The sequence below is a fragment of the Brevibacillus fluminis genome, assembly GCF_003710825.1.
GTDB lineage: Bacteria > Bacillota > Bacilli > Brevibacillales > Brevibacillaceae > Brevibacillus_D > Brevibacillus_D fluminis.
In genome coordinates this window covers 1-26,257 of the sequence record NZ_RHHQ01000018.1, presented here as the reverse complement: position 1 = coordinate 26,257, position 26,257 = coordinate 1, and the positions used below count along the sequence as shown (strand labels likewise).

The 26,257-nt window shown below is 51.7% G+C and carries 21 protein-coding genes and 1 tRNA gene; 19 read left to right on the top strand and 3 right to left on the bottom strand.

Annotation, left to right across the window (positions count from 1 at the left end):
• The first annotated feature begins 22 nt into the window (after nucleotides 1-22).
• Nucleotides 23-841, top strand: a complete 819-nt coding sequence (locus tag EDM56_RS21880; protein ID WP_122920054.1) for a purine-nucleoside phosphorylase — start codon at nucleotides 23-25, stop codon at nucleotides 839-841.
• A 56-nt stretch (nucleotides 842-897) separates the two neighbouring features.
• On the opposite strand, the gene EDM56_RS21875 is transcribed toward EDM56_RS21880, so the two are convergent.
• A complete protein-coding gene (locus EDM56_RS21875; RefSeq protein ID WP_122920053.1) occupies nucleotides 898-2,301 on the bottom strand; it encodes an amino acid permease in 1,404 nt (467 codons plus the stop codon).
• A gap of 311 nt (nucleotides 2,302-2,612) precedes the next feature.
• On the opposite strand from EDM56_RS21875, the gene EDM56_RS21870 reads away from it, so the two are divergent.
• The 16 genes from EDM56_RS21870 to EDM56_RS21795 all read left to right on the top strand — a co-directional run bounded on the left by EDM56_RS21870 (nucleotide 2,613) and on the right by EDM56_RS21795 (nucleotide 21,850).
• Nucleotides 2,613-4,511 (top strand): OPT family oligopeptide transporter, encoded by a 1,899-nt coding sequence (locus EDM56_RS21870; RefSeq protein WP_122920052.1) that lies wholly within the window; start codon nucleotides 2,613-2,615, stop codon nucleotides 4,509-4,511.
• Nucleotides 4,508-4,852: a PqqD family protein gene (locus tag EDM56_RS21865; protein ID WP_246009485.1), complete on the top strand. Its 345-nt coding sequence runs from the start codon at nucleotides 4,508-4,510 to the stop codon at nucleotides 4,850-4,852. Before EDM56_RS21870 ends, EDM56_RS21865 begins: the two co-directional genes overlap by 4 nt.
• Nucleotides 4,853-5,115: 263 nt before the next feature.
• Nucleotides 5,116-6,771: a glutamine--tRNA ligase/YqeY domain fusion protein gene (locus EDM56_RS21860; protein ID WP_122920051.1), complete on the top strand. Its 1,656-nt coding sequence runs from the start codon at nucleotides 5,116-5,118 to the stop codon at nucleotides 6,769-6,771.
• A gap of 221 nt (nucleotides 6,772-6,992) precedes the next feature.
• Nucleotides 6,993-8,639, top strand: coding sequence for an ABC transporter substrate-binding protein (locus EDM56_RS21855; RefSeq protein WP_122920050.1), 1,647 nt, complete (start codon nucleotides 6,993-6,995; stop codon nucleotides 8,637-8,639).
• 34 nt (nucleotides 8,640-8,673) lie between these two features.
• Nucleotides 8,674-9,633 carry an ABC transporter permease gene (locus tag EDM56_RS21850; RefSeq protein WP_122920049.1) on the top strand — a complete coding sequence of 320 codons (960 nt, stop codon included), beginning with the start codon at nucleotides 8,674-8,676 and terminating at the stop codon, nucleotides 9,631-9,633.
• Nucleotides 9,634-9,714: 81 nt separating this feature from the next.
• Nucleotides 9,715-10,536 carry an ABC transporter permease gene (locus EDM56_RS21845; RefSeq protein WP_425456348.1) on the top strand — a complete coding sequence of 274 codons (822 nt, stop codon included), beginning with the start codon at nucleotides 9,715-9,717 and terminating at the stop codon, nucleotides 10,534-10,536.
• A gap of 16 nt (nucleotides 10,537-10,552) precedes the next feature.
• The gene (locus tag EDM56_RS21840) at nucleotides 10,553-11,560 is read left to right on the top strand and encodes an ABC transporter ATP-binding protein (RefSeq protein ID WP_122920047.1); all 1,008 of its coding nucleotides are present in this window, start codon (nucleotides 10,553-10,555) and stop codon (nucleotides 11,558-11,560) included.
• A 1-nt stretch (nucleotide 11,561) separates the two neighbouring features.
• Complete coding sequence (locus EDM56_RS21835) at nucleotides 11,562-12,539, top strand: ABC transporter ATP-binding protein (RefSeq protein WP_122920046.1); 978 nt, start codon at nucleotides 11,562-11,564, stop codon at nucleotides 12,537-12,539.
• Between the two features lie 105 nt (nucleotides 12,540-12,644).
• Complete coding sequence (locus tag EDM56_RS21830; RefSeq protein ID WP_122920045.1) at nucleotides 12,645-13,592, top strand: DUF1177 domain-containing protein; 948 nt, start codon at nucleotides 12,645-12,647, stop codon at nucleotides 13,590-13,592.
• On the top strand, nucleotides 13,589-14,857 hold the full coding sequence (locus EDM56_RS21825; protein ID WP_122920044.1) for a M20 family metallopeptidase: 1,269 nt from the start codon (nucleotides 13,589-13,591) through the stop codon (nucleotides 14,855-14,857). The genes EDM56_RS21830 and EDM56_RS21825 overlap by 4 nt, the downstream gene beginning before the upstream one ends.
• A gap of 23 nt (nucleotides 14,858-14,880) precedes the next feature.
• Nucleotides 14,881-15,660, top strand: coding sequence for an IclR family transcriptional regulator (locus tag EDM56_RS21820; protein WP_122920043.1), 780 nt, complete (start codon nucleotides 14,881-14,883; stop codon nucleotides 15,658-15,660).
• Between the two features lie 27 nt (nucleotides 15,661-15,687).
• The gene (locus EDM56_RS21815; RefSeq protein ID WP_281274979.1) at nucleotides 15,688-16,893 is read left to right on the top strand and encodes a M20 metallopeptidase family protein; all 1,206 of its coding nucleotides are present in this window, start codon (nucleotides 15,688-15,690) and stop codon (nucleotides 16,891-16,893) included.
• Nucleotides 16,893-18,878, top strand: coding sequence for a S9 family peptidase (locus tag EDM56_RS21810; protein WP_246009484.1), 1,986 nt, complete (start codon nucleotides 16,893-16,895; stop codon nucleotides 18,876-18,878). The genes EDM56_RS21815 and EDM56_RS21810 overlap by 1 nt, the downstream gene beginning before the upstream one ends.
• 140 nt (nucleotides 18,879-19,018) lie before the next feature.
• Nucleotides 19,019-19,495, top strand: a complete 477-nt coding sequence (locus tag EDM56_RS21805) for a GyrI-like domain-containing protein (protein ID WP_122920042.1) — start codon at nucleotides 19,019-19,021, stop codon at nucleotides 19,493-19,495.
• A 272-nt stretch (nucleotides 19,496-19,767) separates the two neighbouring features.
• Nucleotides 19,768-21,105 carry an MATE family efflux transporter gene (locus EDM56_RS21800; RefSeq protein WP_122920041.1) on the top strand — a complete coding sequence of 446 codons (1,338 nt, stop codon included), beginning with the start codon at nucleotides 19,768-19,770 and terminating at the stop codon, nucleotides 21,103-21,105.
• 16 nt (nucleotides 21,106-21,121) lie between these two features.
• A complete protein-coding gene (locus tag EDM56_RS21795) occupies nucleotides 21,122-21,850 on the top strand; it encodes a uracil-DNA glycosylase (protein WP_122920040.1) in 729 nt (242 codons plus the stop codon).
• Between the two features lie 223 nt (nucleotides 21,851-22,073).
• Here the strand turns inward: EDM56_RS21795 and EDM56_RS21790 are convergent.
• Nucleotides 22,074-22,161, bottom strand: a tRNA-Leu gene (locus tag EDM56_RS21790).
• 81 nt (nucleotides 22,162-22,242) lie between these two features.
• Nucleotides 22,243-24,033 (bottom strand): sigma-54-dependent Fis family transcriptional regulator, encoded by a 1,791-nt coding sequence (locus EDM56_RS21785; protein ID WP_246009483.1) that lies wholly within the window; start codon nucleotides 24,031-24,033, stop codon nucleotides 22,243-22,245.
• Nucleotides 24,034-24,269: 236 nt separating this feature from the next.
• Between EDM56_RS21785 and adh the strand changes: the two genes are divergently transcribed.
• Nucleotides 24,270-25,790, top strand: a complete 1,521-nt coding sequence (adh, locus tag EDM56_RS21780; protein WP_122920039.1) for an aldehyde dehydrogenase — start codon at nucleotides 24,270-24,272, stop codon at nucleotides 25,788-25,790.
• Nucleotides 25,791-25,802: 12 nt separating this feature from the next.
• Nucleotides 25,803-26,165 carry a DUF779 domain-containing protein gene (locus EDM56_RS21775; RefSeq protein WP_122920038.1) on the top strand — a complete coding sequence of 121 codons (363 nt, stop codon included), beginning with the start codon at nucleotides 25,803-25,805 and terminating at the stop codon, nucleotides 26,163-26,165.
• Nucleotides 26,166-26,257 lie beyond the last annotated feature (92 nt).

Here is a 26,257-nt window from a genome sequence, read left to right as displayed (position 1 = left end):
ACAGCGATGAAGGAGGAGAACCATGCATACGTTTGAACATATCGAGGAAGCACGTGATTATATTTTGCAGCAAACCGACTACCGTCCTACCATCGGTCTGATTCTGGGCTCTGGTCTTGGCGGTCTGGCTGGAGAAATCGAAGAGGCAGTCGTGATTCCGTACGGCAACATCCCTCATTTTGCCCAATCGACAGTGGAATCCCACGCAGGTCAGCTGGTGATCGGTAAGCTGGAGGGGAAGGTCGTCGTAGCGATGCAAGGCCGCTTCCACTACTACGAGGGGCATTCCCCAGCGTCCGTCACCTTCCCGGTGCGCGTGATGAAGGCGATCGGCGTTCAGGATCTGATCATCACCAACGCGTGTGGCGCTATCAATGAAAGCTTCCAGCCAGGCGATCTGATGGTGATCTCCGACCATATCAACATGATGGGCATCAATCCGTTAATCGGACCGAATGATGAGCGACTGGGCGTGCGTTTCCCGGATATGTCCGCCGCTTATCATCCTGAGCTGCGTGCGCTCGCACGGAAAGTTGCGGACAAGCAGCAAATCGATATTCAAGAAGGCGTATACGTTTCGTGGAGCGGTCCGGCATTCGAGACACCAGCGGAAATTCGGATGATGCGGATTGTCGGTGGCGACGCGGTCGGCATGTCGACAGTACCGGAAGTAATCGTAGCGAACCATGCAGGGCTACGCGTGCTGGCCATTTCCTGCATTTGCAACATGGCTGCAGGAATCTTGCCGCAGCCGATTACGGCGGATGAAGTGTTTGAGGCGGCAGGCAACGCTCGTAACAAGTTTGCCGCGCTCTTGAAAGGCATTTTGCAAGAAGTGTAATCGAATAAGAAAGCCCACTGATCGGAGCAATCCGTTGTCAGTGGGCTTTTGTTTATTTATGCAGCGTTATGGTTTCCAGGCGGTACCTGCTTTTTCATCCGCAGATTGTAGAAGAAATAGCAGAACAGCATAAACGGAATGCCGAGGTACAGCGCGATCCGTTGGTCAGGGTCAAACGCCAAGCTGATCAGAACGGTGATGTTCAAAATCAAGGCGACCAGCGGCAAAATCGGGTAAAGCGGTGTAACGAACTTGAGGTCGGCCACTTTTCCGCCTTTGGCCAAATATTGTTTGCGGAACGCGAGCTGGGATGCCGAGATGGAAATCCAGCCGACTTGTGCGCCCAGACCTGCGATCGACAAGAGCCACATGAATACGGTATTTTCTGCGATGACGCCCGAAATGAGCGAGAGAAGCGCGATTAAGAACGTCAGCAGAAGTGCATTCATCGGGATGCCTTTTTTATTAACCATACCTAGCTTCGGACTGGTCATGCCGTTTTTAGACAGAGAGTAGAGCATCCGTGTTGCGGCATAGAGACCGGAGTTCGCTACCGACAAGAGTGCCGTCAGCACGACGAAGTTCATGATGTCAGCTGCATAAGGGATACCGATCTTATCAAACACAACGACAAACGGACTTTCGATAACGCCAGCCTGCTCGGTGGGAATCAAACCAGACAGGACGAAGATTGCAAGAACGAAAAAGACTAATGTGCGCCAAACAGTAGTGCGGATCGATTTTGGAATGGTTTTTTCCGGCTCTTTGCTCTCGCCAGCTGCAATCCCGATCAACTCGGTTCCCTGGAAGGAGAAGTTAACGGTGATCATGGTGAGGAGAAGCCCGGTAATGCCATGAGGTAAAATCGACGCATTCGCAAAATTACTCAACATCGGCGCCGCTTGTCCGCCTTTCAGGTGAATCAGGCCGAACATCGCGCAAGCGCCCAAGATAATGAACAGGATGATCGTCAAAACTTTGATGCTAGAGAACCAGAATTCAGTCTCACCAAAAGCACGTGCAGACAATGCGTTTAACAGGAAAAGTACAATCCCGAAAATCAGGCACCAAAGCCAGACAGGGGAGTTAGGGAACCAGCGCTGCATCGTCAATCCCGACGAGAGCAGTTCCAAGGCAACAGTGACAGCCCAACCAAACCAGTAGATCCAGCCGACGGTAAATCCGGCAGCAGGGTTGATGAACTTCGTGGTGTAGGTTTGAAACGAACCGGAAACAGGCATCGCAACGGAAAGCTCACCCAAGCAGAGCATGGTTAAATACATGATGAAGCCGCCAACCAGATAGGAAATGATCGCGCCAATAGGGCCTGCTTGACCGATCGTATATCCGGAACCGAGGAAAAGTCCGGTACCAATTACTCCACCCAGGGAAATCATGAACAGGTGTCTGCTGCTCATGGAACGTTTCAACTCGTGACTTTGATTGTTCAACGCTGTCATGAAACCTCTCCTTTAATCATTTTCTTTTTCGTTGCTGATTTTGACGCGTTAATGAATGCGTTTTCAGCTTTTAGTATTGCAGTTTTTGTGCCAAGTCATTTTAACAAATAAAATGCGGGAAAAGCGAAAAAATTTTGTACAAAAGTGCAAAGAAACTTTCCTTGGGTGCAAAGAAACTGTGCAAAGAACCACGGCGCATAAATTACGGTAATTTTTTTGCCGTGGTTGGTTTGTCTGGATCAAAGAGACAAATAATAACTTCCGTGTGCATCGTTACTAGGAACGAGACAAGCATGGGGAGGTAGCCAGTGATGAAAAACGATTCTGCACAAAAATCAACGTTTGTGCCTTATGTGCCTGCATCCAAATCGCTCCCGGAGCTAACGGCGGTGGCGATTGTTTTGGGCATTGTGCTGGCGGTCGTTTTTGGAGCGGCCAATGCCTATTTGGGCTTGAAGATCGGCATGACCGTCAGCGCATCGATCCCTGCTGCGGTGATCTCGATGGCCTTGTTGCGCGGGGTATTCCGACGCCAATCGATTTTGGAGAACAACATCGTCCAGACGATGACGACGGCAGGTGAGGCCGTTGCTGCCGGTGCGATCTTCACGATTCCGGCGCTGTTTCTTTGGAACCTGACCCCCAGCCAGTCTGTCCTGGCGTTTATTGTCCTGACGGGCGGTTTCCTTGGGGTATTGATGATGGTGCCGTTGCGTCGCCTGCTCATCGTCAATGAGCACCATACGCTGCCCTATCCGGAAGGGACGGCATGTGCGGAAGTGCTGATCTCCGGCGAGACCGGCGGCGTGAGCGCGCGCCTTGTCTTTGGTGGGTTTATCGTAGGAGGAATTTTCAAGGCGCTTGGGGACGGCTTCCTCTTGTTCAAGACGGAAATCGAAACCAATGTGGGCCGGTTTAAAAATGCGGTCATCGGGATGGACACCTATCCCGCTTTGCTGGGTGTCGGCTATATCGTCGGTCCGTCCATTGCCGGGCAAATGATTGCGGGCGGGTTATTGGCGTGGCTTGTCTTTATTCCCATGATTAGTTTTTTCGGCATGGCGGGAACGACACCAATTTTGCCTGCGAGCGATCTGATTAGCAAAATGGACGCTTGGGGCGTTTGGGGCGCTTATATCCGTTATATCGGTGCGGGTGCCGTCGCAACCAGCGGCCTGATTACGCTGGCGCGGACATTACCGATGTTGGGGCGCTCGCTGCGTGATACACTGCAAGGCATTCAGCGTGGCGGGCAAAACGGCGGAGGGATTGTCGATCGTACGCAGCATGACATTTCCTCCAAGTGGCTGTTCGGGGGAATCGTGGTCTTATTGCTGATCATCGCGTTTGCGCCGTTTACGAACGTAGGCATCCTGGGGGCAATTTTTATCGTCATTTTTGGTTTCTTGTTTGTGACCGTGGCATCGCGCATCGTCGGTGTGGTCGGCAGCTCGTCCTCCCCGGTTTCCGGCATGACGATCGCGACGCTTTTGATCGTCACCTTTGTGTTTCAGATGGCTGGCTATACCGGGCAGAACGGCATGGTGGCCGCATTGACGGTCGGTGCGATTATTTGCACGGCGCTGGCTGTGGCGGGTGACATTTCGCAGGACCTCAAAACCGGGTATCTCGTGGGCGGGACGCCGTGGAAGCAGCAGCTGGCGATGTTGATCGGGGTGGCTGTTTCCGGGTTGGTGATCGGGTTCATCCTTGCGGTGCTGCATGCTACATACGGAATGGGCTCTACGGCGTTACCCGCACCGAAAGCGGTGTTGATGAAGGTCATTGTGGAAGGGATCATGGCGAATAATCTCCCGTGGGACTTGATTATGATCGGTGCCGCGACCTCCATCGCGCTCGAATTCATGGGTTTGCAGTCGCTTACGATCGCGGTCGGCATCTATTTGCCGATCCATGTAAGCACCCCGATCATTGTGGGCGGGTTCGTGCGCTGGCTGATTGAGGCATTCACCAAGGATGAAGGGTTGAAAAAGAGCCGAGTGGAAACTGGTACCCTCTTTGCATCGGGATTGATCGCCGGTGAGTCTTTGCTGGGCGTAATCATTGCAATCATGATTTGGCTCAAGGTGGCTATGCCTGAGCATGTTTTGTTTGCAAACGGGCTGGTTTCGCTCGTCCTCTTCCTCATCGTCACGCTTGTGCTGTGGTGGGTATCGCTGCGGGCTAAGCCATTGGAGGGGCGGTCATGAAAAAACGGCATAATTTGCTTGCCATGTCACCCGTTTTAACGGCAACGGTGCGCCTTGACCGTTCGGAGGAGGCTTCCATCCTGCTTGTCGAGCGAAAAAGCTGGCTCGAGCGACTGTCCGTCCGGTTCCTCAAGCAGCCTGCCTATTTCCGCATTCGCCTGGATGATTTGGGGACACAGGTGCTTTCGCAATGCACGGGGAATCAGACGGTCCAGGAAATCGCTGAGGAGCTGGGGACGCGGTTCGGTGAAGCGGCAGAGCCTGTTTTGCCCCGTCTGGTAAAGTTTTTGCAGATCGTCGAGGAACACGGTTGGATTCGCTGGGAAAAAGAAAAACGGTAAAGGATAGCCGGTGAAGCCTGTCTAGAAATGGATAGGCGCACCGGCTAACTTTTTGCGGAAAGGAACATATTTTCCGTTATATTGTGCCGATTTCGTAGATTTTGAGAATCGGACGGATGGCTTTTCTCTTTTTGGGCATACAGTTGATAAGGGAAAGATAATGTTTATCCACTGATTAAGTTGAACTCGCGCCGATGAATCAGTATTATTTATAAGAAGAAGTTCGTGTACGATGATTTTTTGCGAATGAAAGGTTGAGCGAAATGGAAAAGACGATTCCATCGAATTTTATCAAAAACATCGTGATTGATGATCTGGAGTCAGGTCGCGTCAATCAGATTGTTACCCGTTTCCCCCCAGAGCCGAACGGTTATTTGCACATTGGCCACGCCAAATCCATCTGCCTCAATTTTGAGCTGGCGGATGAATTCAAAGGAAAGACCAATCTACGCTTTGACGATACCAATCCGTTGAAAGAAGACGTAGAGTATGTAGAATCCATCAAGGAAGATGTCAAGTGGCTCGGCTTCGACTGGGACAACTTGTTTTTTGCTTCCGATTACTTTGAAGAAATGTATGATCGAGCTGTCCAATTGATTAAAAAGGGCAAAGCATTCGTGTGCGACCTTACCGCCGAGGAAATGCGCCAATTGCGCGGAAGCCTGACCGAGCCGGGCAAAGAAAGCCCGTACCGCAGCCGGTCGGTGGAAGAAAACCTCGACCTGTTCACCCGCATGCGCAATGGCGAGTTCAAAGACGGTGAAAAGGTTCTACGCGCCAAGATCGACATGAGTTCGCCAAACATTAACCTGCGTGACCCGGTGCTGTACCGCATTTCACATGCGACCCACCACAACACCGGCGACAAATGGTGTATTTACCCAATGTACGATTTCGCCCATCCGATCGAGGATGCGATTGAGGGTGTTACGCACTCCATCTGTACGATGGAATTCGAGGATCACCGTCCGCTTTACGACTGGGTGATCCAAGAGTGCGAAATGCCGCATGTGCCGCACCAATATGAGTTTGCGCGTCTGAATGTGACCAATACGGTCATGAGCAAGCGTAAATTGAAGCAGCTTGTTGACGAGCAATTTGTGGACGGCTGGGATGATCCGCGCATGCCAACCATTTCCGGTCTGCGCCGCAGAGGGTTTACACCTGAGTCGATCCGTGCTTTCTGCCGTGAGATCGGTGTCGCCCGCAATTACAGCGTGGTCGATGAGAAAATGCTGGAGCATTTCATCAGGGAAGATTTGAAATTGAAAGCGCCGCGGACGATGGGCGTGCTGCGTCCGTTGAAGGTCGTCATCACCAACTATCCGGAAGGGCAAGTGGAATGGCTTGATGCGGAGATTAACTCCGAAAATCCGGAGATGGGCGTACGGCAAATTCCGTTTTCCCGTGAGATTTACATCGAGCAAGACGACTTTATGGAAAATCCGCCGAGCAAATATTTCCGCTTGTTCCCAGGCAATGAAGTGCGCCTGAAGCATGCGTATTTCATCAAATGCAATGACGTCGTGAAAGATGAAGCGGGCAATGTGGTCGAGCTGCACTGCACCTATGATGTGGAAACCAAGAGCGGAAGCGGCTTTACCGGGCGCAAAGTGAAGGGCACTATCCACTGGGTAGATGCGACCCATGCGGTTCCTGCGGAATTCCGCCTGTATGAGCCGTTGATCATGGACAACCAAACGGAAGAAGGGGAGTCCTTCCTCGACAACGTCAATCCGAATTCCTTGGAGATCGTGAACGGATTCGTGGAGCCGAACATGAAAGATGCGAAAGCCCATGACAAGTTCCAATTTTTCCGTCACGGTTACTTTAACGTTGATCCGAAAAACACGACAGCAGAGAAGCTTGTGTTCAATCTGATCGTATCGCTGAAAAGCTCGTTTGAGCTGCCGAAATAAATCTGTTACGCCAAAGACCGCTGATGCCGGATGTGCATCGGCGGTTTTTTTGTTGGACAAAAACGCAAATTGTTTTTTTATTTTTCAGGCAAAAGACAAAGTTGATGAAAAACACATTTTTTTCAGAGTATTTACACTTGCTGTTTTTGTCTGTTATAATCCGAATATCTTAAGTATCAAATAATGAACCATTGTATCACTATTTGATACACACAGAAAAAATGGGGGGAGTAAATGTGAGAAAAAGGTTTGGCTTACCAAAAGTTTTGTCATCCGTTGCCGTACTGTCGATGCTTGCTTTGGCAGGATGCGGCGGTGGGCAATCGGCACCAGCGCCTGATGCTGGCTCTGCGACTCAATCCAATCAGCAAGCTGCACAACCAAGCGGGCAGCCAAAGGATGGCGGCATTTTGACACTCGCGCTTTCCGCGAATGCGAAAACGCTTGATCCGATCAAGTACACTGCTGTTTACGAATCGAATGTCATGCGCAACATTGCGGACACGCTTGTTGTGTACAACCAAGATTTGTCCAAACTCGAACCGTCTCTGGCAACGGAGTGGAAAGTTTCTGACGACATGAAGGTGTACACCTTCAAGCTGAGAGACAACGTATTCTTCCAGCCTGGTAAATTCCAGGACGGCCGCAAGATGACAGCGGAAGATGTGAAATACAGCCTGGAGCGCTCTGCACAGCATTCGGCGATGAACCGTCTGCGCGGTGTTGAAAAAGTGGAAGTAACAGGGCCGAATGAAGTCGCGCTACACCTCACTGCTCCAAACGCTGCAGTCCTCGCTGCATTGACTGACGTAGGTAACGTCATCGTTCCAAAAGAAGAAGTGGAAGGCTGGGGCGATGATTTCGGTAAGCATTTGGTCGGTACCGGTCCTTTCCAATTGGAAAGCTGGGCGAACGATGGTGATGTGAAAGTAAAGCGCTTCGACAAATACTGGGGTGAAAAGCCTCACTTGGACGGCATCACCTTCAAGTTCATCACCGACGGAAACATGATGACAAACGCGCTCCGTTCCGGCGACATCGATATTGCAACCGATATCAAAGGCCAAAACCGCGCGATCGTACAAAAGGATGACAAGCTGTCCTTGCTCACTACGCCAGGCCTTTCGATTTCCTACCTGGGTATGAACATGAAGGAAGGCCCGACGAAAGACGTGAAAGTGCGCGAAGCGATGGCGATGGGCACAGACGTGCAAGGCCTGATCAAAGCGGTTTACCAATGGGGCGGAGCAGAGCCTTCCAAGCTGCCGTTGCCAAAAGGCTCTTGGGGCTATGATGCTTCCGCAGAAGCAAACGTACCGAAATATGATCCTGCAAAAGCGAAGCAGCTGTTGACTGAAGCAGGCTATCCAAACGGATTCAATACCGAGATTTATGTAGCGCAATCCCGCGTGCCAGAAGCAACGATTTTCGCGACACAAATGAAAGAACATTTGGGCATTAATGTGGAGATCAAAACGGTTGAATGGGGTACCTTCAGCGATATCGTCTCCAAAGGAAAAGCGCCGTTGTACATCGCTGGTTGGACCTGGTATCCAGATCCTGATTTCTTCCTCTTCCAAATGTTCCACAGCAAGCAAATCGGCGCTCTCGGAAACGGTTACGGCTTCAACAATCCGAAAGTCGATGAGCTCTTGGATCGCGCAACAAGCGAAACAACCGATGAAGCAAAACGAAAAGAACTGTATTCCCAAGCTTTGAAACTGATTGTTGATGAAAGACCTCGCATCGAGCTCGGTCTGATCGAAATCGTTGCAGGGACTCAAAAACATGTACAAGGCTTCAACGTGAAAGCCGACAACTCCATTGTCATCGCTGGTAATGGCGTAAACGTCTGGTTGGACAAGTAAGTATTAGCCCTCTGAAGATGGGGAGGAGATCAAGTTGCTCAAGTTAGTGTTAAAACGACTGATTGATTTGATTCCCACTTTATTCGTAGTGGCCATTACAGTGTTTATCATTACACGGTTGATTCCTGGGGATCCAGCAGCAGTTATGCTGGGTCCACAGGCTTCTGTGGAAGATATCAATGCCCTGCGCGAAAAATTGGGATTAAACGAACCGCTTTACCTCCAATTCATTCATTACATCGGTGATCTGCTGACCGGGAATCTGGGCTTCTCGCCTAACTACAACCAGTCGGTTACCTCACTCATTCTTGAGCGTTTTCCAAGCACGCTGATGCTTGCCGGAAGTGCCTTGCTGATTTCGCTTCTGATTGGAATTCCTGCCGGCATCATCTCCGCAACAAAACCGAATTCTTTCTGGGATTACATCGTGATGATTCTTTCCTTAGTCGGTGTATCCATTCCAATTTTCTGGCTGGGCGTTATGCTCGTTTTGTACTTCAGCGTCAATTTGGGCTGGCTGCCGGCGACCGGGATGGGATCGATGGACCAAGGCTTAGGCGATGTGATCAAGCACCTTGTTTTGCCTAGCGTGGCGCTCAGTACCATTCCGATGGCGACGTTCGCACGTATTACTCGCTCCAGCATGCTGGAGGTCATCAAACAGGATTACATCAAGACAGCCCGCGCCAAAGGGCTTTTGGAATTTTGGGTGATTTGGAAACATGCTTTGAAAAATGCGTTAACGCCGATTTTGACCGTGTTGGGGATGCAAATTTCCATGCTGTTGGGCGGCGCCGTTTTGACCGAAACAATCTTCAGTTGGCCAGGAATGGGACGGTTGGTGGTCGATGCCATCGAAAGCCGCGATTTCATGGTCGTACAAGGAACCGTTTTGTTTATTGCTGTCATCTTTGTCGTCGTCAACCTGTTGGTTGATATCATGTACGCTGTGGTGAACCCACGCGTTAATCTTTCGAACAAGGGGAGGAGTTAGAACGTGAACAGTAACATGACGACCGTTTCAACCGCCGACGCTCCGCTTTCCCCGAAAAAGCAAAAAAATGAAAACAGCATCATGAGAAGGTTGCTCAAAAATCGGTTGGCATTCGTGGGCTTGATCATCATCTGCATCATGATCATCTCGGCATTGTTTGCCCCGCTAATTGCAACGCATGACCCGCTAAAAATGGATTTGACAAACACCCTGACAGAACCGGGCGTAAATGGACACCTGCTTGGTACAGACAACTATGGGCGCGACTTGTTCAGTCGGATTGTATATGGCGCACAAATTTCGTTGGTCGTCGGCGTTTTTGCTGTAGGCTTGGGCGGCATTTTGGGGACGATCCTCGGCTTGCTCGCCGGCTATTACGGCGGCCGCATTGACGCCATGATCATGCGCACCATGGACGGATTGTTTGCCTTTCCGTTCATCTTGCTTTCTATCGCTTTGATGACCGTGCTTGGCTCCGGGTTGTTTAATGTGATTCTGGCAATCGGGATCGCCAACATCCCCGGCTTCGCCCGCATCGTTCGCGGACAAGTGCTTTCCGTAAAGGAAGAAGAGTATATCGAGGTTACGCGTTCACTTGGGGCCAATCATTCCCGCATCATTTTCAGCCATATTTTGCCGAACTGCATGGCGCCGATCATTGTCTATGCAACGATGAACGTGGCCGGAGCAATCATTTCCGAAGCGGCTCTGAGCTTTTTGGGACTTGGCGTTCAGCCGCCGACGGCTTCTTGGGGAAGCATCTTGAAGGACGGAAAGGATTTCTTGGTATTATCTCCGCACATGGCCACCTATTCCGGCTTGGCAATTTTGCTTTCGGTGCTTGGGTTCAATCTGTTCGGCGATGGTTTGCGTGATGCTCTAGACCCGAAAATGAAGGTGTAAATGAGGTGATGAACAAGTGGCACAGCCAAACGTTTTACTTAGCGTAAAGGATTTGGAAGTATATTTTTACTCCTCGGGCGTCGTGAAAGCCGTCAACGGTGTCAGCTTTGACTTAGGTCAAGGGGAGAGCATCGGGATCGTGGGCGAATCCGGCTCGGGGAAAAGCGTGACGGCTACCGCTATTTTGGGATTGATTCCATCACCTCCCGGCAAAATCGAGAACGGTAGCATCGAGTTTGAAGGCAAGGACCTCACAAAGCTATCCAACAGGGAAATGCGGCATATTCGCGGCAACGATATCTCGATGATTTTCCAAGACCCGATGACGTCGCTCAATCCGGTTTATACCGTGGGCAATCAGATCATAGAAGTGATCCGGTTGCACCAGAAAGTGAACAAGCAGGAAGCGAGAAAGCGCGCGGTCGAGATGCTGCAATTGGTGGGCATTCCCGAGCCGGAGCGTCGCTTGGATCAATACCCGCATGAGTTTTCCGGGGGAATGCGGCAGCGCGCGATGATCGCGATCGCCCTGGCTTGTAACCCCAAGCTGCTGATTGCCGACGAACCGACAACGGCGCTCGACGTGACGGTTCAAGCGCAAATTTTGCAACTGATGAAAAATTTGCAGGAAAAGCTGAAAACCTCGATCATCATGATTACCCATGACCTTGGCGTCGTGTGGGAGAGCTGCCATAAAGTGCTTGTGATGTACGCGGGCAATACCGTCGAGTACGCCACGGTCGAGGAGCTGTACCGCAATCCGCGCCACCCGTACACGTGGGGACTGCTGGATTCACAAATCAAATCAGACACGAAGGACAAGGGCAAGCTTCCCTCCATTCCCGGCAACCCGCCCGATTTGCGCAAAGCCATTTCCGGCTGCCTGTTTGCGCCGCGCTGCCGCTATGCGAAGGACAAATGCTTTGCCGAAAAGCCAAGCTTGTTGGATGTGGGACAAGGCCACATGGTAGCGTGCCATTTCCAAACCGAAGCGGAACAGCTCGTCAGGGAAGGAGGAGAATAACATGCGCGAAACCATTTTGCAGGTACAAGATTTGAAAAAGCACTTCCCCGTAAAGGATGGCATGCTGTTTTCCAAACCGTCCCGTTTCGTGAAAGCGGTAGATGGCGTCAGCTTTGATGTGTTCAAAGGCGAAACGCTGGGCATCGTGGGCGAGTCCGGCTGCGGCAAGTCGACAATGGCCCGGCTGATCACCCAGTTGATCCGTCCAACAGCGGGCTCTGTCTTGTTTAAAGGCAAGGATCTGGTCACCCTTTCCGAGCAAGAGATGAAAAAAGAGCGAAAATCGATCCAGATGATTTTCCAAAATCCGTATGCTTCGCTCGATCCGCGCAAAACCGTCGAGCAGCTGATCATGGAGCCGCTTTTGATCCACGGCGTCGGGACCAAGCTTGAGCAGAAGAAACGGGTAAAAGAGCTGTTAGAGGTTGTCGGCTTGAGCGAATACCATGCGCAGCGTTATCCGCATGAATTCAGCGGTGGCCAACGCCAGCGCATCAACATCGCCCGGGCGCTCACCTTGAATCCGGACCTCGTGATCTGCGATGAGTCGGTATCCGCCCTTGACGTATCGATTCAAGCGCAAGTAATCAATCTGCTCAAAGATTTGCAGAGTCAATTTCAACTGACCTACATGTTTATTTCCCACGATTTGAACGTGGTGCGCTATATTAGCGACCGGATTGCCGTCATGTATCTGGGCCGCGTCGTCGAGCTGGGAACCTATGAGGAAATTTACCGTTCCCCGCAGCATCCTTATACGCGCGCGCTCTTGTCCGCGGTGCCAAAAGAAAGTCCATTCGAGGAAAAGCAGCAAATCATTTTGTCGGGAGATGTGCCAAGCCCGATGAATCCGCCATCCGGCTGCCACTTTCATAAGCGGTGTCCGTATGCGACGGAGGCATGCAAAACCGACAGCCCTGTGCTGCGCGATTACCAAAACGGCCACATGGTGGCGTGCCATTTGGCTGGCGAAATCTAGCCGTCTGGCTAAAACGTGGAAGAAAACGGCCCGGATACCCGGTGTCTTGGATAGATTCGAGATGATACTTAACACAACACGCGTAACGTCAGGAGGAACAAGACGATGTCTTTGAAACATGTGATGGAAATGTTCGATTTGCTCGACAGCTCGACTGCGAGCGGTGAAGCGATCAAGCAATATTTTGCCGATCGAGGCTTTACGAATGTGGTCGTGCAAACAGTCGAGGGGGATAAAGGCTCGACCGACTTCATCAAGGTGACCGTGCCGGGGAAAAACGGCAAAAGCAACGGAGGAACAGCGCCGACGCTCGGAATCGTCGGTCGTCTCGGCGGTTTGGGCGCACGTCCGGAGCAAATCGGATTCGTTTCCGATGGCGACGGGGCACTGGCTTGCCTGGCCGCAGCAGCCAAGCTGGTGGAAATGCAGCAGCGCGGAGACGCTTTGGCGGGCGATGTCATTTTGACAACCCATGTGTGCCCGGATGCGCCGACACAGCCGCATGACCCAGTTCCGTTCATGGATTCGCCGGTCGATATTTTGACAATGAACAAATATGAAGTTGTAACCGAAATGGATGCGATCCTGTCTATCGATACGACAAAGGGCAACCAAGTGGTAAACCATAACGGCTTCGCGCTTTCGCCGACTGTAAAAGAAGGATACATTTTGCGCATCAGCAATGATTTGCTTGACCTGATGAAGCAAACAACAGGAAAAATGCCGGTGACGTTCCCGGTTACGACGCAAGATATTACGCCGTATGGCAATGACTTGTATCACCTCAACAGCATTTTGCAGCCGTGCGTGGCGACAAACAGCCCGGTAGTAGGCGTGGCGATCACAACGAGCGTGCCGGTGGCTGGTTGTGCGACGGGTGCGACTCATCTGATCGATGTGGAGCAGACCGTTCGTTTTGTCATTGAAGCGGCGAAATGGTATGGCGTGAACAAGTGCTCCTTCTATGACGAACAAGAATTCGAGCGCATCGTTTCTTTGTACGGCACCATGAATCACTTACAAACCCTCGACGGAAAGGTGAAGGTACAATGAGTGAAGCAATCCGCGTTCTCAAAGACCAAGCGATCGCAGCCGTAGAAGCCAATCAGCAAGAGTTGATCGAATTTTGCTGCAAGCTGATTCAATTCCCAAGTGAAAACCCGCCGGGAAATTCCACCCCGATCAGCACGTATATCGCTGATTATTTGGCAACGCACGGCATTGAAACCGCTTGGCATGAAGCGGCCCCAGACATGTGGAATTTGATCTCGCGTATCGGATGTGGCGACAAAGGGAAAAAATTGATTTATTGTGGTCATACCGATGTCGTTCCAGCCGGTGACAGAAACAGATGGGATTTCGATCCGTTTGCCGGGGAAGTGAAGGATGGCTGGATTTTGGGCCGGGGTGCGAGCGATATGAAGGGCGGCTTGGCAGGAATCATTTTTGCCATGACGATCTTGAAGCGTCTTGGCCTCGAATTGCCAGGCGAGTTGGTGCTGGCGATCGTGCCGGATGAAGAAACGGGCGGCGACCTCGGCGTGCCGTGGCTTTTGGAACGTGGATTGATTCAGGGTGATGGCGCGATGATTGCGGAACCGTCGTCCCCGCTGAATCCGACATTGGGTCAAAAAGGTGCCTGCCACTTCCGGTTGACGGTAAAAGGTACGCCCGGACACGGCTCGCTCGCGCCGATTGCCGGGAAGAACGCGATTACGGATGCATTCCGCGCAATCGAAGAGATTCGCCAGGTGTGGAATTATCCGGTGAACATTCCTGAGGAAATGAAGCCGATTATTGAGATTTCCAAAGTATATATGAAGGAAAATGAGAGGATCGAGTATAAAGAGATACTTGAACGCATTTCCTGCAACATTGGTACCATTCAAGGCGGCACGAAATCGAACGTCGTTCCAGACACATGCGTCGTCGAGGTGGACACGCGGCTGCCATTTGGCGTGACGGGCGATGAAGTGCTTGCATTCGTACGCGGCAAGCTCGACCAATTGGGCATCGACTACGACATCGAGACGTTTGGCTTCCGCAGCAATGCGAACTACTCCTCGCCGGAAGACCCGGTCTGCCGGGCGATTGTAGACAACATTTCGTACGTTACCAATGAACATGCATATGGCGTGCTGCAATGGGCTTGCAGCGATGCGCGCCATTTCCGCAACTATTCAATACCTGTTTTGCAGTATGGGCCTGCCTATCTGCCAAGCATTCATAATTTTAATGAGAAGGTGCTTGTGGAAGATGTGATTCGCTGCGCGAAAGTGTATGTAGCGGCTGCGATCGACTTCCTGCACCAAGGCTAATATCGGAGAAGGGGAGTTTTTCATTGTTAAAAACGCTGGATCTTGCACTTAATATTTTGCTTTGCTTCACAAAAGAGAAAACCTCATGGGGAGCACGGGAATTGGCAAAAGAGCTCGGAATCAGCCATGCCAATGTCTATCGTATTCTCAGCACGTTTGAGGCCAATCGATTTCTGGTAAAAGATCCTGAGACAAAGAAATACTCCCTTGGTATCCGCTTCTGGGAGCTGGGGCTGTTAAGCTATGACGCGATGAATGTGGGCAAGCTATTGCGTCCGGTTTTGCAACGATTGATGGAAGCGACCAGTGAATCGGTCATGGTGACCAGCCTGGACACCAACCAGGGACTGACATTGGAGGTTTTGGAGCCGGACAATGTCGTGCGATATACCGTAACGGTGGGAAGCAGAGCCCCTTTGTACGTGGGCGCTTCCTACCGCTCCATTCTGGCATTTATGCCGGAGGAAAAAGTCGAGCAGATCATCGCTCAAGGCTTGGTGCAATATACACCGAAGACGATGACGGACCCGGACGTATTGCGTGCTGACCTGGCCACGATTCGTGAGACCGGGATCGCTCGCAGCGAGGGGGAGTATACCCCGGATATCATCGCGCTGGCTGTGCCGATCTTCCATTATAACGGCAAAATCATGGGTTCACTCACCATCTCGGGACCGACTTATCGGATGACGGACGAGAAGGTTGAGCATTGTATCGACATGCTGAAAAAAGCGAAAGTAGAGATCGACGAGATCGTAACCAAGTACCAGCTCGACTTATCGCATTATTTCATCTCAGAATAGGAGCTGGCGGAGAGAGGAGAAAATTCCGTGCTCGAAACCATGTATGACCAATTGGCGGAGCTGTACCAGGAAATGGTGGAGCTTCGCCGTTATTTTCATATGCATCCGGAACTGTCGTTTGAAGAGGTGGAGACGCCGGCAAAGATTGCGGCGTATTTGACTGAACTCGGGATTGACGTGAAAACGGGGGTAGGCGGCAATGGCGTGATTGGCTACATCCGTGGCGGCAAACCGGGCAAAACGGTCGCCTTGCGAGCGGATTTCGACGCGCTGCCGATTCAGGACGAGAAGAACGTACCGTACAAATCACAGGTTCCGGGCGTCATGCACGCTTGTGGGCATGACGGGCACACGGCCACACTGCTCGCTGTTGCCAAAGTGCTGCAAGCCAATCGGGAAAAGCTGGCCGGAAATGTCGTGCTGATCCATCAATTTGCCGAGGAGGTCGCCCCAGGTGGTGCAAAAGCGATGATTGAGGCGGGGTGTCTGGACGGAGTCGATGCAATATTCGGTACACATTTATCCTCCAGTTTTCCTACGGGTGTTGTTGGGTACCGCAGCGGCTCCATCGCGGCCGCTTCCGACCGCTTTTCCATCGTCATCCAAGGTAAGGGTGGGCACGGCGCAGCCCCGCAAGAGTCGATCGACCCGATTGCGGTGGGGGCTGTGCTGATCACGCATTTGCAGCAGATCGTCAGCCGCCGGATCGACCCGCAAAAGCCTGCAGTTTTTACGATCGGGTCCTTTCATGCGGGCGAAGCGTTCAATGTCATTCCAGATACGGCGACCATTCAAGGCACGGTACGCACCTATCATCCTGAGGTGCAGGAACGAATCATGGGGGAATTGGAACGGATCGTAAAAGGGACGTGCGAAGCCTCTAATGCCAGCTATTCGCTGCAGTATACAAAAGGGTATCCTGCGGTGATCAACCATAAGCAAGAGACGCTGCTGTTGGCCGAAAGCGCCAAGCAAGTGCTAGGCGAGGAGCATGTCTTTGAAATGGAGCCGTTCATGAGCGGCGAGGATTTTGCGTATTACTTGCAGAAAGTGCCGGGCACATTCTTTTTTACCGGGGCGTGCAATGAAGAACTGGGCTCCTCTTACCCCCACCATCATCCACGATTTGACATCGATGAAAAAGCGATGCTGGCGGCAGCCAAAGTCATGGTAACGGCAACGGTGCGCTATCTGGAAAATGCCGCTGCCTGCAAGGATGGAGGGAATCGGTAATGGGGATGGCAAAACGGAAGGTTACACCTGAAGATTTGTTTTCGATGCAGTTCACAGGCGATGTACAGATTTCACCGGATGGCAAAAAAGCGCTCTACGTCCATACGGCAGTGAACGCGGAGAAGGACGGCTATTTTTCTTCCCTTTGGCTGACCGACTTCACGGACCAAGGGAGCCGCTTTACACACCCGCAGCCAGATCGCCTGGTCAAAGACCGCAGTCCGAGATGGTCGCCGGATGGACAAAGCATCGCGTTTCTCTCCAATCGTTCGGGAATGGATCAAGTGTGGCTGATTCCGGCTGATGGCGGCGATGCGAAGCAGCTGACCGAGCTGCCGAACACCGTGCAGTTCATTGCGTGGTCGCCTGATGGCAAACGGCTGGCGTGTCTCATTCAAGACGTAGAGGATACGTCAACGACCGATGTGAAAGTGATCACCAAGCTGCGCTACAAACACGATTCCAAAGGGTTCCGTGGACACCATATGAATCATATTTGGGTCGTGGAGGCAGCAACAGGTGAAGCTAAGCAAGTATCATATGGCGATTGGGAAGATATCGACCCGGTCTGGTCACCGGACAGCCGCTCGATCATCTTTCTGTCGGATCGTTCGGAAACACGCGATTTCAACCATGTGCCCGCATTATGGAAGCTGGATGTGGAGACGGGAGAATGCGTCAAGCTGGGTCAATGCGCCGGTTTTACCTTGGCGCCGCGGTTTTCGCCTGACGGGAAGTGGATTGCCTACTTTGATCACCAATACGGGGAAACCAATGCATGCAATGATGAAGTGTGGCTGATTCCCGCTGAAGGCGGCGAAGCACGCAATTTGACAGGGATGCTCGACCGCTCAACTGCAAACTGGGTCGGAACCGATGTGAAATGGGACGCAGGCGTGCACCAGCCAACATGGTCCAAAGATAGCCGTTATATTTACTTTCTGGTAACGGAGGGCGGAAATTGCTGGATTTACCGAGTGGAAGTCAAAACCGGAATCATAGAGCCTGTCGTTACCGGCGATCGCCTGGTCGTAACCTCCTTTGCGATGCACGATGATGGAGTGGAGCCGTTTTTGGTCTATGTAGCGGCACACCCGCAATCTACCGGGGACCTGTACGTCGAATCGCTGGGAAGCGACAGAGAAAAACGACAGCTCACCGACTTCAATAAGTACCTGTTTAGCGAGCTTGCGCTATCGGAGCCGGAACGCATCCGTTTTGAAGGTGCTGATGGCTGGGAAATTGAGGGCTGGCTGCTAAAGCCGCCGAACTTTCAGCCTGGCGCGAAATATCCTTTGATTTTACAAATACATGGGGGGCCGCACACGTGCTACGGCTTTTCACTGAATCACGAGTTCCAGATGCTTGCCTCAGCCGGATATGTTGTCTTGTACACAAATCCGCGCGGCAGCCAAGGGTACGGCAAAGAGTTTGCCCGGGCTGTTTTGGGCGATTGGGGCGGCAAAGACTATGAAGATCTGATGCGAGCGGTGGATTATGCCTGCACGCTCAATTACGTCGACGATTATCAGCTTTTCGTATCCGGTGGCAGCTACGGCGGTTTCATGGTCAACTGGATCGTGGGGCACACGGATCGCTTCAAGGCGGCGGTGACACAGCGGAGCATTTGCAACCTGTACAGCATGGCCGGGTCAAGCGATATCGGTTTTTATTTCATCGACACGGAATTCGCGGGCGCAGATTTATGGGAGAATGAGGAGCTCATCATGTCGCGCTCCCCGATCCGCTACGCACGCAATGTCAAAACCCCTGTCCTGATCGAGCATAGCGAAAACGACCTGCGCTGCCCGATGGAGCAAGCTGAGCAATGGTTTATCGCATTGAAGCGACTCGGCGTCGAAACCGTGCTGGTCAGGACGCCTGATGAAGGACATGAGCTTTCACGCTCTGGGAAGCCGATGCATCGTATTGAGCGGCTCAAGCATATTTTGAACTGGTTCAATAAGCATCGGAGCCAAGCCTGACAGGCAGTTCAGCCATCTTGTTGAAAGAGTGAAGCCGGTTTTGACGACCTTCACTCTTTTTGCATTTTGTTTTGACACTGTTTCTAATTTTTGGTAAATTATTAATAGGAACGTACGTTTGTTATTGGGAGGATACAAGAATGCCAATCGTAGAAACGAAGGAAAGACTGGTCATCGTGGGGATTGCCGCCAGCACGACAAACGAGGCGGAGTGCAAAGGTGACGGGGAAATCCCGAAGCTGTGGCAGCGATTTTTTCAAGAACAGGTAAGCGAAAAGACTCCTGCCAAGGTTGATCAAGCTCTTTATGGACTGTACACCGATTATGAAGCAGACGTGAATGGCCGATACACGACGCTGATTGGACATGCTGTGGATCAGCACGCCGAAATGCCGGAAGGGTTTGTGAAAAAAGAGGTGCCTGCAGCCAAGTATCTCGTTTTCACCTCCCAAGAGGGACCTATCACAGAGGTTGTACCAAAGCTCTGGCAGCAAATCTGGAATTATTTCGAGCAATCGGATGAGAAACGGACCTATACGGGTGATTTCGAGCGGTATGACGAACGCTGCATGAATCCCGAGCAAGCCGTCGTCGAAGTGTACGTGGCCATTGCGTGACCAGGTGCATATTCAAGAAGAAAGGAACCCCGTAGCATTGGGGTTCTTTTTTCGTGCAATCGCGGATCCGCCAAAAAGCTCGGTGTAGCCAGGTTTTCTAGTGCAATGAGCATGGTGATTTTGCCTGCTACCGCAGTAATGGAGCCGTTTGAGAGCGAAGGATGTATGTCTCCTTTGCCTTCATGCATGCTGGTTGCTTGGCGCAATATGCATCTTCGGTTATGATTAAGACTATATTTAACCTAATGACAATTAGATAAAGGACGGCTAACATGCGAAATTGGAAGAATATTCTGTGGTTGTCGATTCCGTCTGTTGCTTCATTCGCAACGGGGACAGTGACAGGAACCGTGAACCTGATCATGGTGGGTCAATTGGGTGTCTTGGCCATCGCCATCGTGGGAGTCTGCAACATTATCATGTATAATGTATGGGGATTTATTTCAGGGATCGGCCATACCGTCAACTATCTGGTTGCCCAAAACTACGGAGCCAACGACAGCAAGAAAGCGGTTGAGCGCACCCATATCGCGCTTTATCTTTGTTTGTTCATCGGGCTGTTTGTCTTTTTGCTGGGGACGTTTGGTGCGGGTTGGCTGCTGAAGCTGATGGGCGGCTCGTCAGAGTTGATCCAGCAAGGCGAGGATTATTTGCGCATCCGCTTCTGGGCGATGATCTTTTCCACGCTAAGCTTTGTCTTCCACGGCTTCATGCGGGGAATCGGTGACACGAAGACGCCAATGGTATTCTCCATTACAAGCAACGCGCTTATGATCTTTTTCACATACACGCTCACGTATGGAAAATGGGGCCTGCCAGAACTGGGCTTGCCCGGGGCTGCCTGGTCGATTTTTATCGGTGAGCTGGTCGGGCTGATCGGCTGTATACTTGTCTATTTCGTCAAGCTGCATCCGCAGTTCCATACGAGAGCAGTGATTCCGATCAATCGACAGGAAGCCAAGCTCATCAGCTGGGAGAGCTTTAAGCTCGGTGGGCAGGAATTGGCATTGGCGCTTTCCATGTTTATTTTTACGATGTTCGTGACCCGATTGGGCACGGTTCCGTTGGCAGCCAATGAAATCGCATTGAGCGTCATGGCTTTCGGTTTCATGCCGGCATTTGCCTTCGGGTCGACGGCCACGATTCTGGTCGGTCAATATATCGGCAAGGGCAATGCGCAGATGGCGAGGAGAATGGGGACGGAAACAGCGACGATCGGGAGCTTGTTCATTCTGCTGCTCGGCTTGGTCGAGTTTTTGCTTGCGGAGCCGATCGCCCGCATTTATACGACTGACCCGGACGTGTACCATCTCGCTGCGTTTTTGATCGAGATTTCCGCGTTTCTGCAAGTGTTCGACGGCTTGCTTAACTTTTACGCAGGGGGATTGCGCGGAATCGGCGACACCGGCTTCCTGTTCAAAACGTCACTCGTGCTCTGCTTTGCTATGTTTGTCCCGCTAACCTATTTGCTGACATTTGTTTTCGGGTTGAACAGCGTAGGTGCGTGGATTTCCCTGTATACCTTTTTAATGGCATTCGGCATCATCGTCATGATCCGCTTTTACAAGGTGGATTGGGCCAAAGTCATGCCAAAATCAACTGAAGCGTAAGGTGGTTCGTACAATTATGACCAAGCTAAAAAACGACTGGTCTCCCATGCTGGAAGATGAGTTTGCCAAGCCGTACTATATGAAGCTGCGCCAATTTTTGGTGGAAGAGTACCAATCGAGACCTGTGTTTCCCGATATGTACGACATCTTCAACGCACTGCACCTGACGCCGTACAACGATGCCAAAGTAGTGATTCTCGGCCAAGACCCTTACCACGGTCCCGGGCAAGCCCACGGCCTCAGCTTTTCGGTCAAACCGGGTGTCAACACGCCGCCATCGCTGCAAAACATCTATAAAGAGCTGCAGAGCGATCTGAACTGCTACATCCCGAATAACGGGTTTCTGGTGAAATGGGCAGAGCAAGGCGTACTGATGTTGAACACCGTGCTGACGGTTCGCGCCGGGCAAGCCAACTCGCACAAAGGAATGGGCTGGGAACAGTTCACCGACCAAATCATCGCGACGCTCAACCACCGGGAAAAACCGCTTGTCTTTATCCTTTGGGGCCGACATGCGCAGGAGAAGCGTGAGCTGATTACCGGCTCGCATCATTACATCATCGAGTCGCCGCATCCAAGTCCATTTTCCGCCAACCGCGGCTTTTTCGGCAGCAGGCCGTTTTCGCGTGCCAATACGTTTTTGGAGAAAATCGGCAGCACGCCGATTGATTGGCAAATCCCGAATCTCGACCCGACCGAGCTTGCGGCAGCGAATGATTGGGAAAAGGTGAAAACAGTAGAATAATAGACGGACATACGGTGCTGACAGATTCGCCATTCGGGCGGGTACACTATCGGGCCGTATTTTTATACAGATAAGAATCTTCTGTATAAGTGCAACTGCGGATCCGCCAAAAAGCTTGGCGTAGCCAGGTTTTCTAATGTGCAACGATGCAGTAGCCGATGGATTGGCAGGGGAAACAAAAAAACCATCCGGGACGAGTCCCAAATGGTTTGCTTGTGTTGTATGGTGCCGAGGACCGGACTTGAACCGGTACGGGAGAAACTCCCGACAGATTTTAAGTCTGTTGCGTCTGCCTATTCCGCCACCCCGGCAGAAATAGTCAACACAAATTTATCATTTTTTACCTGGACAAGTCAAGAGTTTTTCATACTGTCTAAAAGAATAGAAATACACTAAACACTGCCCATGTTCGCCGTATTCGAAATGCGATACTCTTCCATTTTTCGATAGAGGGTATTGCGTCCAATCTGCAAGAGTTTAGCCGCTTTGCTTACATTCCCGCCACTCGCGGCCAGCGATTTTTGGATCGCGGCGATCTCGGCTTCACGCAGCGATAAAATCGGTTGGTTGTCATCGTATGCAGCGAGATCGGGGAGATCAAGCTGCAGATGGTGTGCTTCAATCTCACCGCCATCGGCCAAAAAGGCCGCTTGCATCAGCACGCTTTGCAGCTCCCTGACGTTGCCGGGCCACTGATAGGATCTAAGAAGCTTCTGGGCATCCGGCGCGAGTACCGGAACCGGAGCGTCATCTTCGTTGATCTGGCGCAGCAGATGCTCCGCTAACTCGATCACATCGCTCCGCTCACGCAGCGACGGCAGATTAATCTGGATGCCCTTGAGCCGGTAATAAAGGTCGGCGCGGAAACGGCCAGCCTTAATCTCTTCGGGCAAGTTACGATGCGTGGCGGCAATCACTCGGGCATGCACCGGTCTCGTGCGGGTGCTGCCGACAGGGGTGATGACTTTTTCTTGGAGCACGCGGAGCAGAGCGGCTTGGGCCCGCAAAGACATGTCGCCGATCTCATCCAAAAAGATCGTGCCTTGCTTGGCGGCCTCGAATTTGCCGATGCTGCCTTCCCGATTTGCTCCGGTAAAAGCACCGCTTTCGTAGCCGAACATTTCGCTTTCGACCAGGTTGTCTGGTATCGCGCTGCAATTGACGGCGATAAAGGGCTGTGTCGCCCGTGTACTGGCTTGGTGGATCGATTGCGCCACAACCTCTTTCCCGGTTCCGCTTTCACCGAGCAGAAGCACGGGGTAATGGGTCAGCGCCGCTTTTAAAGCCAACTCCTTTGTTTGCACGATGCGTTTGCAGGACCCGGCCAGCCGTGAAAAGCTGGTCAGCAGCCCGCGTTGATCAGGAGTGTCTGCTTTTTTATGAAGGGCGACAGAGCGCCACATTTTGCTGGTTTGATCCGAGATCGTTTGGGTCGTATAGCCCTTTTTCCCGACAAATTCTTTTCCCAGGCAATCTTTGCCGAGTATCCCGACGGCTGCGGCGTTTGCGCGAACGATACGCCGATCGCGATCAAGCGAGACGAGTGGTGTCTGATGACTGGCAGAAATTTGGTCGAGTTCCTTCAATGTCAGAAGATGTTCATGCTTGGACGTTTCTAACAGAAGCTTGTTCTGCAGCGAGTCGGCTGCCAGACTAGCCAGCGAGAGGATGTACGGATGAAACCCTTCCTTCTGCCCGCTGACGTTGACGACGCCCAGAAATTCGCCATCCGCGTCGTAAATGGGGGCTGCGGCACATGTGAGGAACTGATTTTCCCTGAAAAAGTGCTGCTCCGCATGAATCCGCACGGGGCGGGATTCAACCAAGGCAGTACCGATCGCATTCGTCCCTTTACGGCTCTCTTCCCAGTTGGCGCCAACTTGAAGCTGCACGCGCTGGGCATGGTCGGCAAAATCGGGGTCGCCGATCGTGTGGATGATGTTTCCTTGTCGGTCGACGAGCATGGCGATATGCCCCATTTGATGAATGAACGGAAAAAGCTTTTCGAAAATCGGCACGGTGTATTGGATCAGCGCCTGATTTTCCTTGATGATTTCTTTGATTCGTTTGCCTGTGATGATTTGATCATTTGCTTGGTCTGTTGGGTGTAGGCCGGTTTGATGACAGCGCTGCCATGAACGGGTAACCAAAGCGGAAGAATCCGCATACTGCAGGAATGCCAAGGAATAACCCTCCCTTATGCACCTAAATGATCTTTGTCATCAGTATAGCATGTTTGCCCGATTACTGTCTGAATAGTCTAAAGTTGTTCGATAATGGAACAGTTCGGTGTTCGAAAGTGGAGCATGTGGACAGCGCCGGCGAGAAGCGAAAAGCGCAAAATCAGGCATGCGGATGTTGGCATAATACGTGCTATTTAAAACAGCGTAAGAAATTTACATATGGGGAGGGTTTTTTGATGATTTATGCTCAACCTGGACAACCTGGATCGAAAGTGACTTTTAAACCACGTTATGAAAACTACATCGGTGGCAAATGGGTCGCACCGGTTAAAGGCGAGTATTTTGAAAACGTTTCACCGGTGACAGGCAAAGTGTTTTGCGAGATCGCGCGCTCCACGTCTGAAGATATCGAACTGGCGCTGGATGCCGCACATGAAGCAAAAGATGCATGGGGACGTACATCGGTAACGGAAAGAGCCCTCATTTTGAATAAAATCGCGGATCGTATGGAAGCAAATTTGGAAACGCTTGCGGTAGCGGAAACATGGGATAACGGCAAGCCGGTAAGAGAGACGCTGGCTGCAGACATTCCGTTGGCAATCGACCATTTCCGTTATTTTGCAGGCTGCATCCGTTCGCAGGAAGGCGCGCTGTCCCAAATCGATGATTCGACAGTGGCGTACCATTTCCATGAGCCATTGGGCGTAGTGGGTCAAATCATCCCTTGGAACTTCCCGATCCTGATGGCGACATGGAAGCTTGCTCCTGCGCTTGCGGCGGGCAACTGCGTCGTCTTGAAGCCAGCAGAGCAAACGCCTGCATCGATCATGGTACTGTTGGAACTGATCGGCGACCTGCTGCCAGCCGGCGTTGTGAACGTCGTCAACGGTTTCGGTCTGGAGGCAGGCAAACCGCTGGCATCCAGCAACCGGATTTCCAAAATCGCCTTCACGGGTGAAACCACAACCGGCCGCCTAATCATGCAATACGCTTCGCAAAACATTATCCCAGTTACATTGGAGCTGGGCGGAAAATCGCCGAACATCTTCTTTGAAGACGTGTTTGCGAAAGACGACGCGTTCTTCGATAAAGCGTTGGAAGGTTTCGTATTGTTTGCACTGAACCAAGGCGAGGTGTGCACATGCCCATCCCGCGCTTTGATTCAGGAAAGCATTTACGATCAATTCATGGAAAGAGCGATTGCGCGCGTGGCCAAAATCAAGCAAGGCAACCCGCTCGATACGGAAACGATGATCGGTGCTCAAGCATCGACGGAACAGGTAGAAAAAATCCTGTCCTACATCGATATCGGTAAGCAAGAAGGGGCAGAATGCCTCATCGGTGGTCAGCGTCAAGCGCTTGAGGGCGATTTGGCTGGCGGCTACTACATCCAACCGACCGTCTTCAAAGGCAACAACAAAATGCGCATCTTCCAAGAAGAGATCTTCGGACCGGTCGTTTCGGTTACGACGTTCAAAGATGCCGAAGAAGCACTGTCTATTGCAAACGACACGCTGTACGGGTTGGGCGCGGGCTTGTGGACGCGCGACATCAACACAGCATACAGCTTGGGCCGCAGCATTCAGGCAGGCCGCGTATGGACCAACTGCTACCATGCATACCCAGCGCATGCTGCGTTCGGCGGCTACAAAGTTTCCGGTATCGGCCGCGAAAACCACAAAATGATGCTGAGCCACTACCAACAAACCAAAAACTTGCTGGTTAGCTACAGCCAAAATGCACTCGGCTTCTTTTAATAGAGGCTGATGATGGAAACGGTAAAGCGTGTTTTAGCAACCGATACGGCTTTGGCGTTGATTGAAAAACTGCAAGCTAAGCACGGCCCCCTGTTGTTTCACCAGTCCGGGGGCTGCTGCGACGGCAGCTCGCCGATGTGCTATCCGAAGGGGGATTTCCTGATCGGCGATTATGATGTGCTCCTCGGTGAGATCGGCGGGTGCCCGTTTTATATGAGTCAGGCGCAATTCGAGTATTGGAAGCATACGCAGCTGATCATCGATGTCGTGCCTGGTCGCGGCGGCATGTTTTCCCTCGAAGGACCGGAAGGAGTGCGCTTTTTGACTCGCTCTCGCATCTATACGGACGCAGAGTGGAAGGCGCTCAATCCATAAACATATCGTCATCCGTAAATAAAAACAGAATCGTTGTCAAAAATGTAAACAACCAGGAATCCTGGTTGTTCAGGCTGTCGATAAAGTCGGCA

Excerpts from the sequence above, each read along its gene's own strand:
- EDM56_RS21880 (WP_122920054.1), top strand. The coding sequence starts at position 23 with ATGCATACGTTTGAACATATCGAGGAAGCACGTGATTATATTTTGCAG.
- EDM56_RS21875 (WP_122920053.1), bottom strand. The coding sequence starts at position 2,301 with ATGACAGCGTTGAACAATCAAAGTCACGAGTTGAAACGTTCCATGAGC.
- EDM56_RS21870 (WP_122920052.1), top strand. The coding sequence starts at position 2,613 with ATGAAAAACGATTCTGCACAAAAATCAACGTTTGTGCCTTATGTGCCT.
- EDM56_RS21865 (WP_246009485.1), top strand. The coding sequence starts at position 4,508 with ATGAAAAAACGGCATAATTTGCTTGCCATGTCACCCGTTTTAACGGCA.
- EDM56_RS21860 (WP_122920051.1), top strand. The coding sequence starts at position 5,116 with ATGGAAAAGACGATTCCATCGAATTTTATCAAAAACATCGTGATTGAT.
- EDM56_RS21855 (WP_122920050.1), top strand. The coding sequence starts at position 6,993 with ATGGGGGGAGTAAATGTGAGAAAAAGGTTTGGCTTACCAAAAGTTTTG.
- EDM56_RS21845 (WP_425456348.1), top strand. The coding sequence starts at position 9,715 with ATGAGAAGGTTGCTCAAAAATCGGTTGGCATTCGTGGGCTTGATCATC.
- EDM56_RS21835 (WP_122920046.1), top strand. The coding sequence starts at position 11,562 with ATGCGCGAAACCATTTTGCAGGTACAAGATTTGAAAAAGCACTTCCCC.
- EDM56_RS21830 (WP_122920045.1), top strand. The coding sequence starts at position 12,645 with ATGTCTTTGAAACATGTGATGGAAATGTTCGATTTGCTCGACAGCTCG.
- EDM56_RS21825 (WP_122920044.1), top strand. The coding sequence starts at position 13,589 with ATGAGTGAAGCAATCCGCGTTCTCAAAGACCAAGCGATCGCAGCCGTA.
- EDM56_RS21810 (WP_246009484.1), top strand. The coding sequence starts at position 16,893 with ATGGGGATGGCAAAACGGAAGGTTACACCTGAAGATTTGTTTTCGATG.
- EDM56_RS21805 (WP_122920042.1), top strand. The coding sequence starts at position 19,019 with ATGCCAATCGTAGAAACGAAGGAAAGACTGGTCATCGTGGGGATTGCC.
- EDM56_RS21800 (WP_122920041.1), top strand. The coding sequence starts at position 19,768 with ATGCGAAATTGGAAGAATATTCTGTGGTTGTCGATTCCGTCTGTTGCT.
- EDM56_RS21795 (WP_122920040.1), top strand. The coding sequence starts at position 21,122 with ATGACCAAGCTAAAAAACGACTGGTCTCCCATGCTGGAAGATGAGTTT.
- adh (WP_122920039.1), top strand. The coding sequence starts at position 24,270 with ATGATTTATGCTCAACCTGGACAACCTGGATCGAAAGTGACTTTTAAA.
- EDM56_RS21775 (WP_122920038.1), top strand. The coding sequence starts at position 25,803 with ATGGAAACGGTAAAGCGTGTTTTAGCAACCGATACGGCTTTGGCGTTG.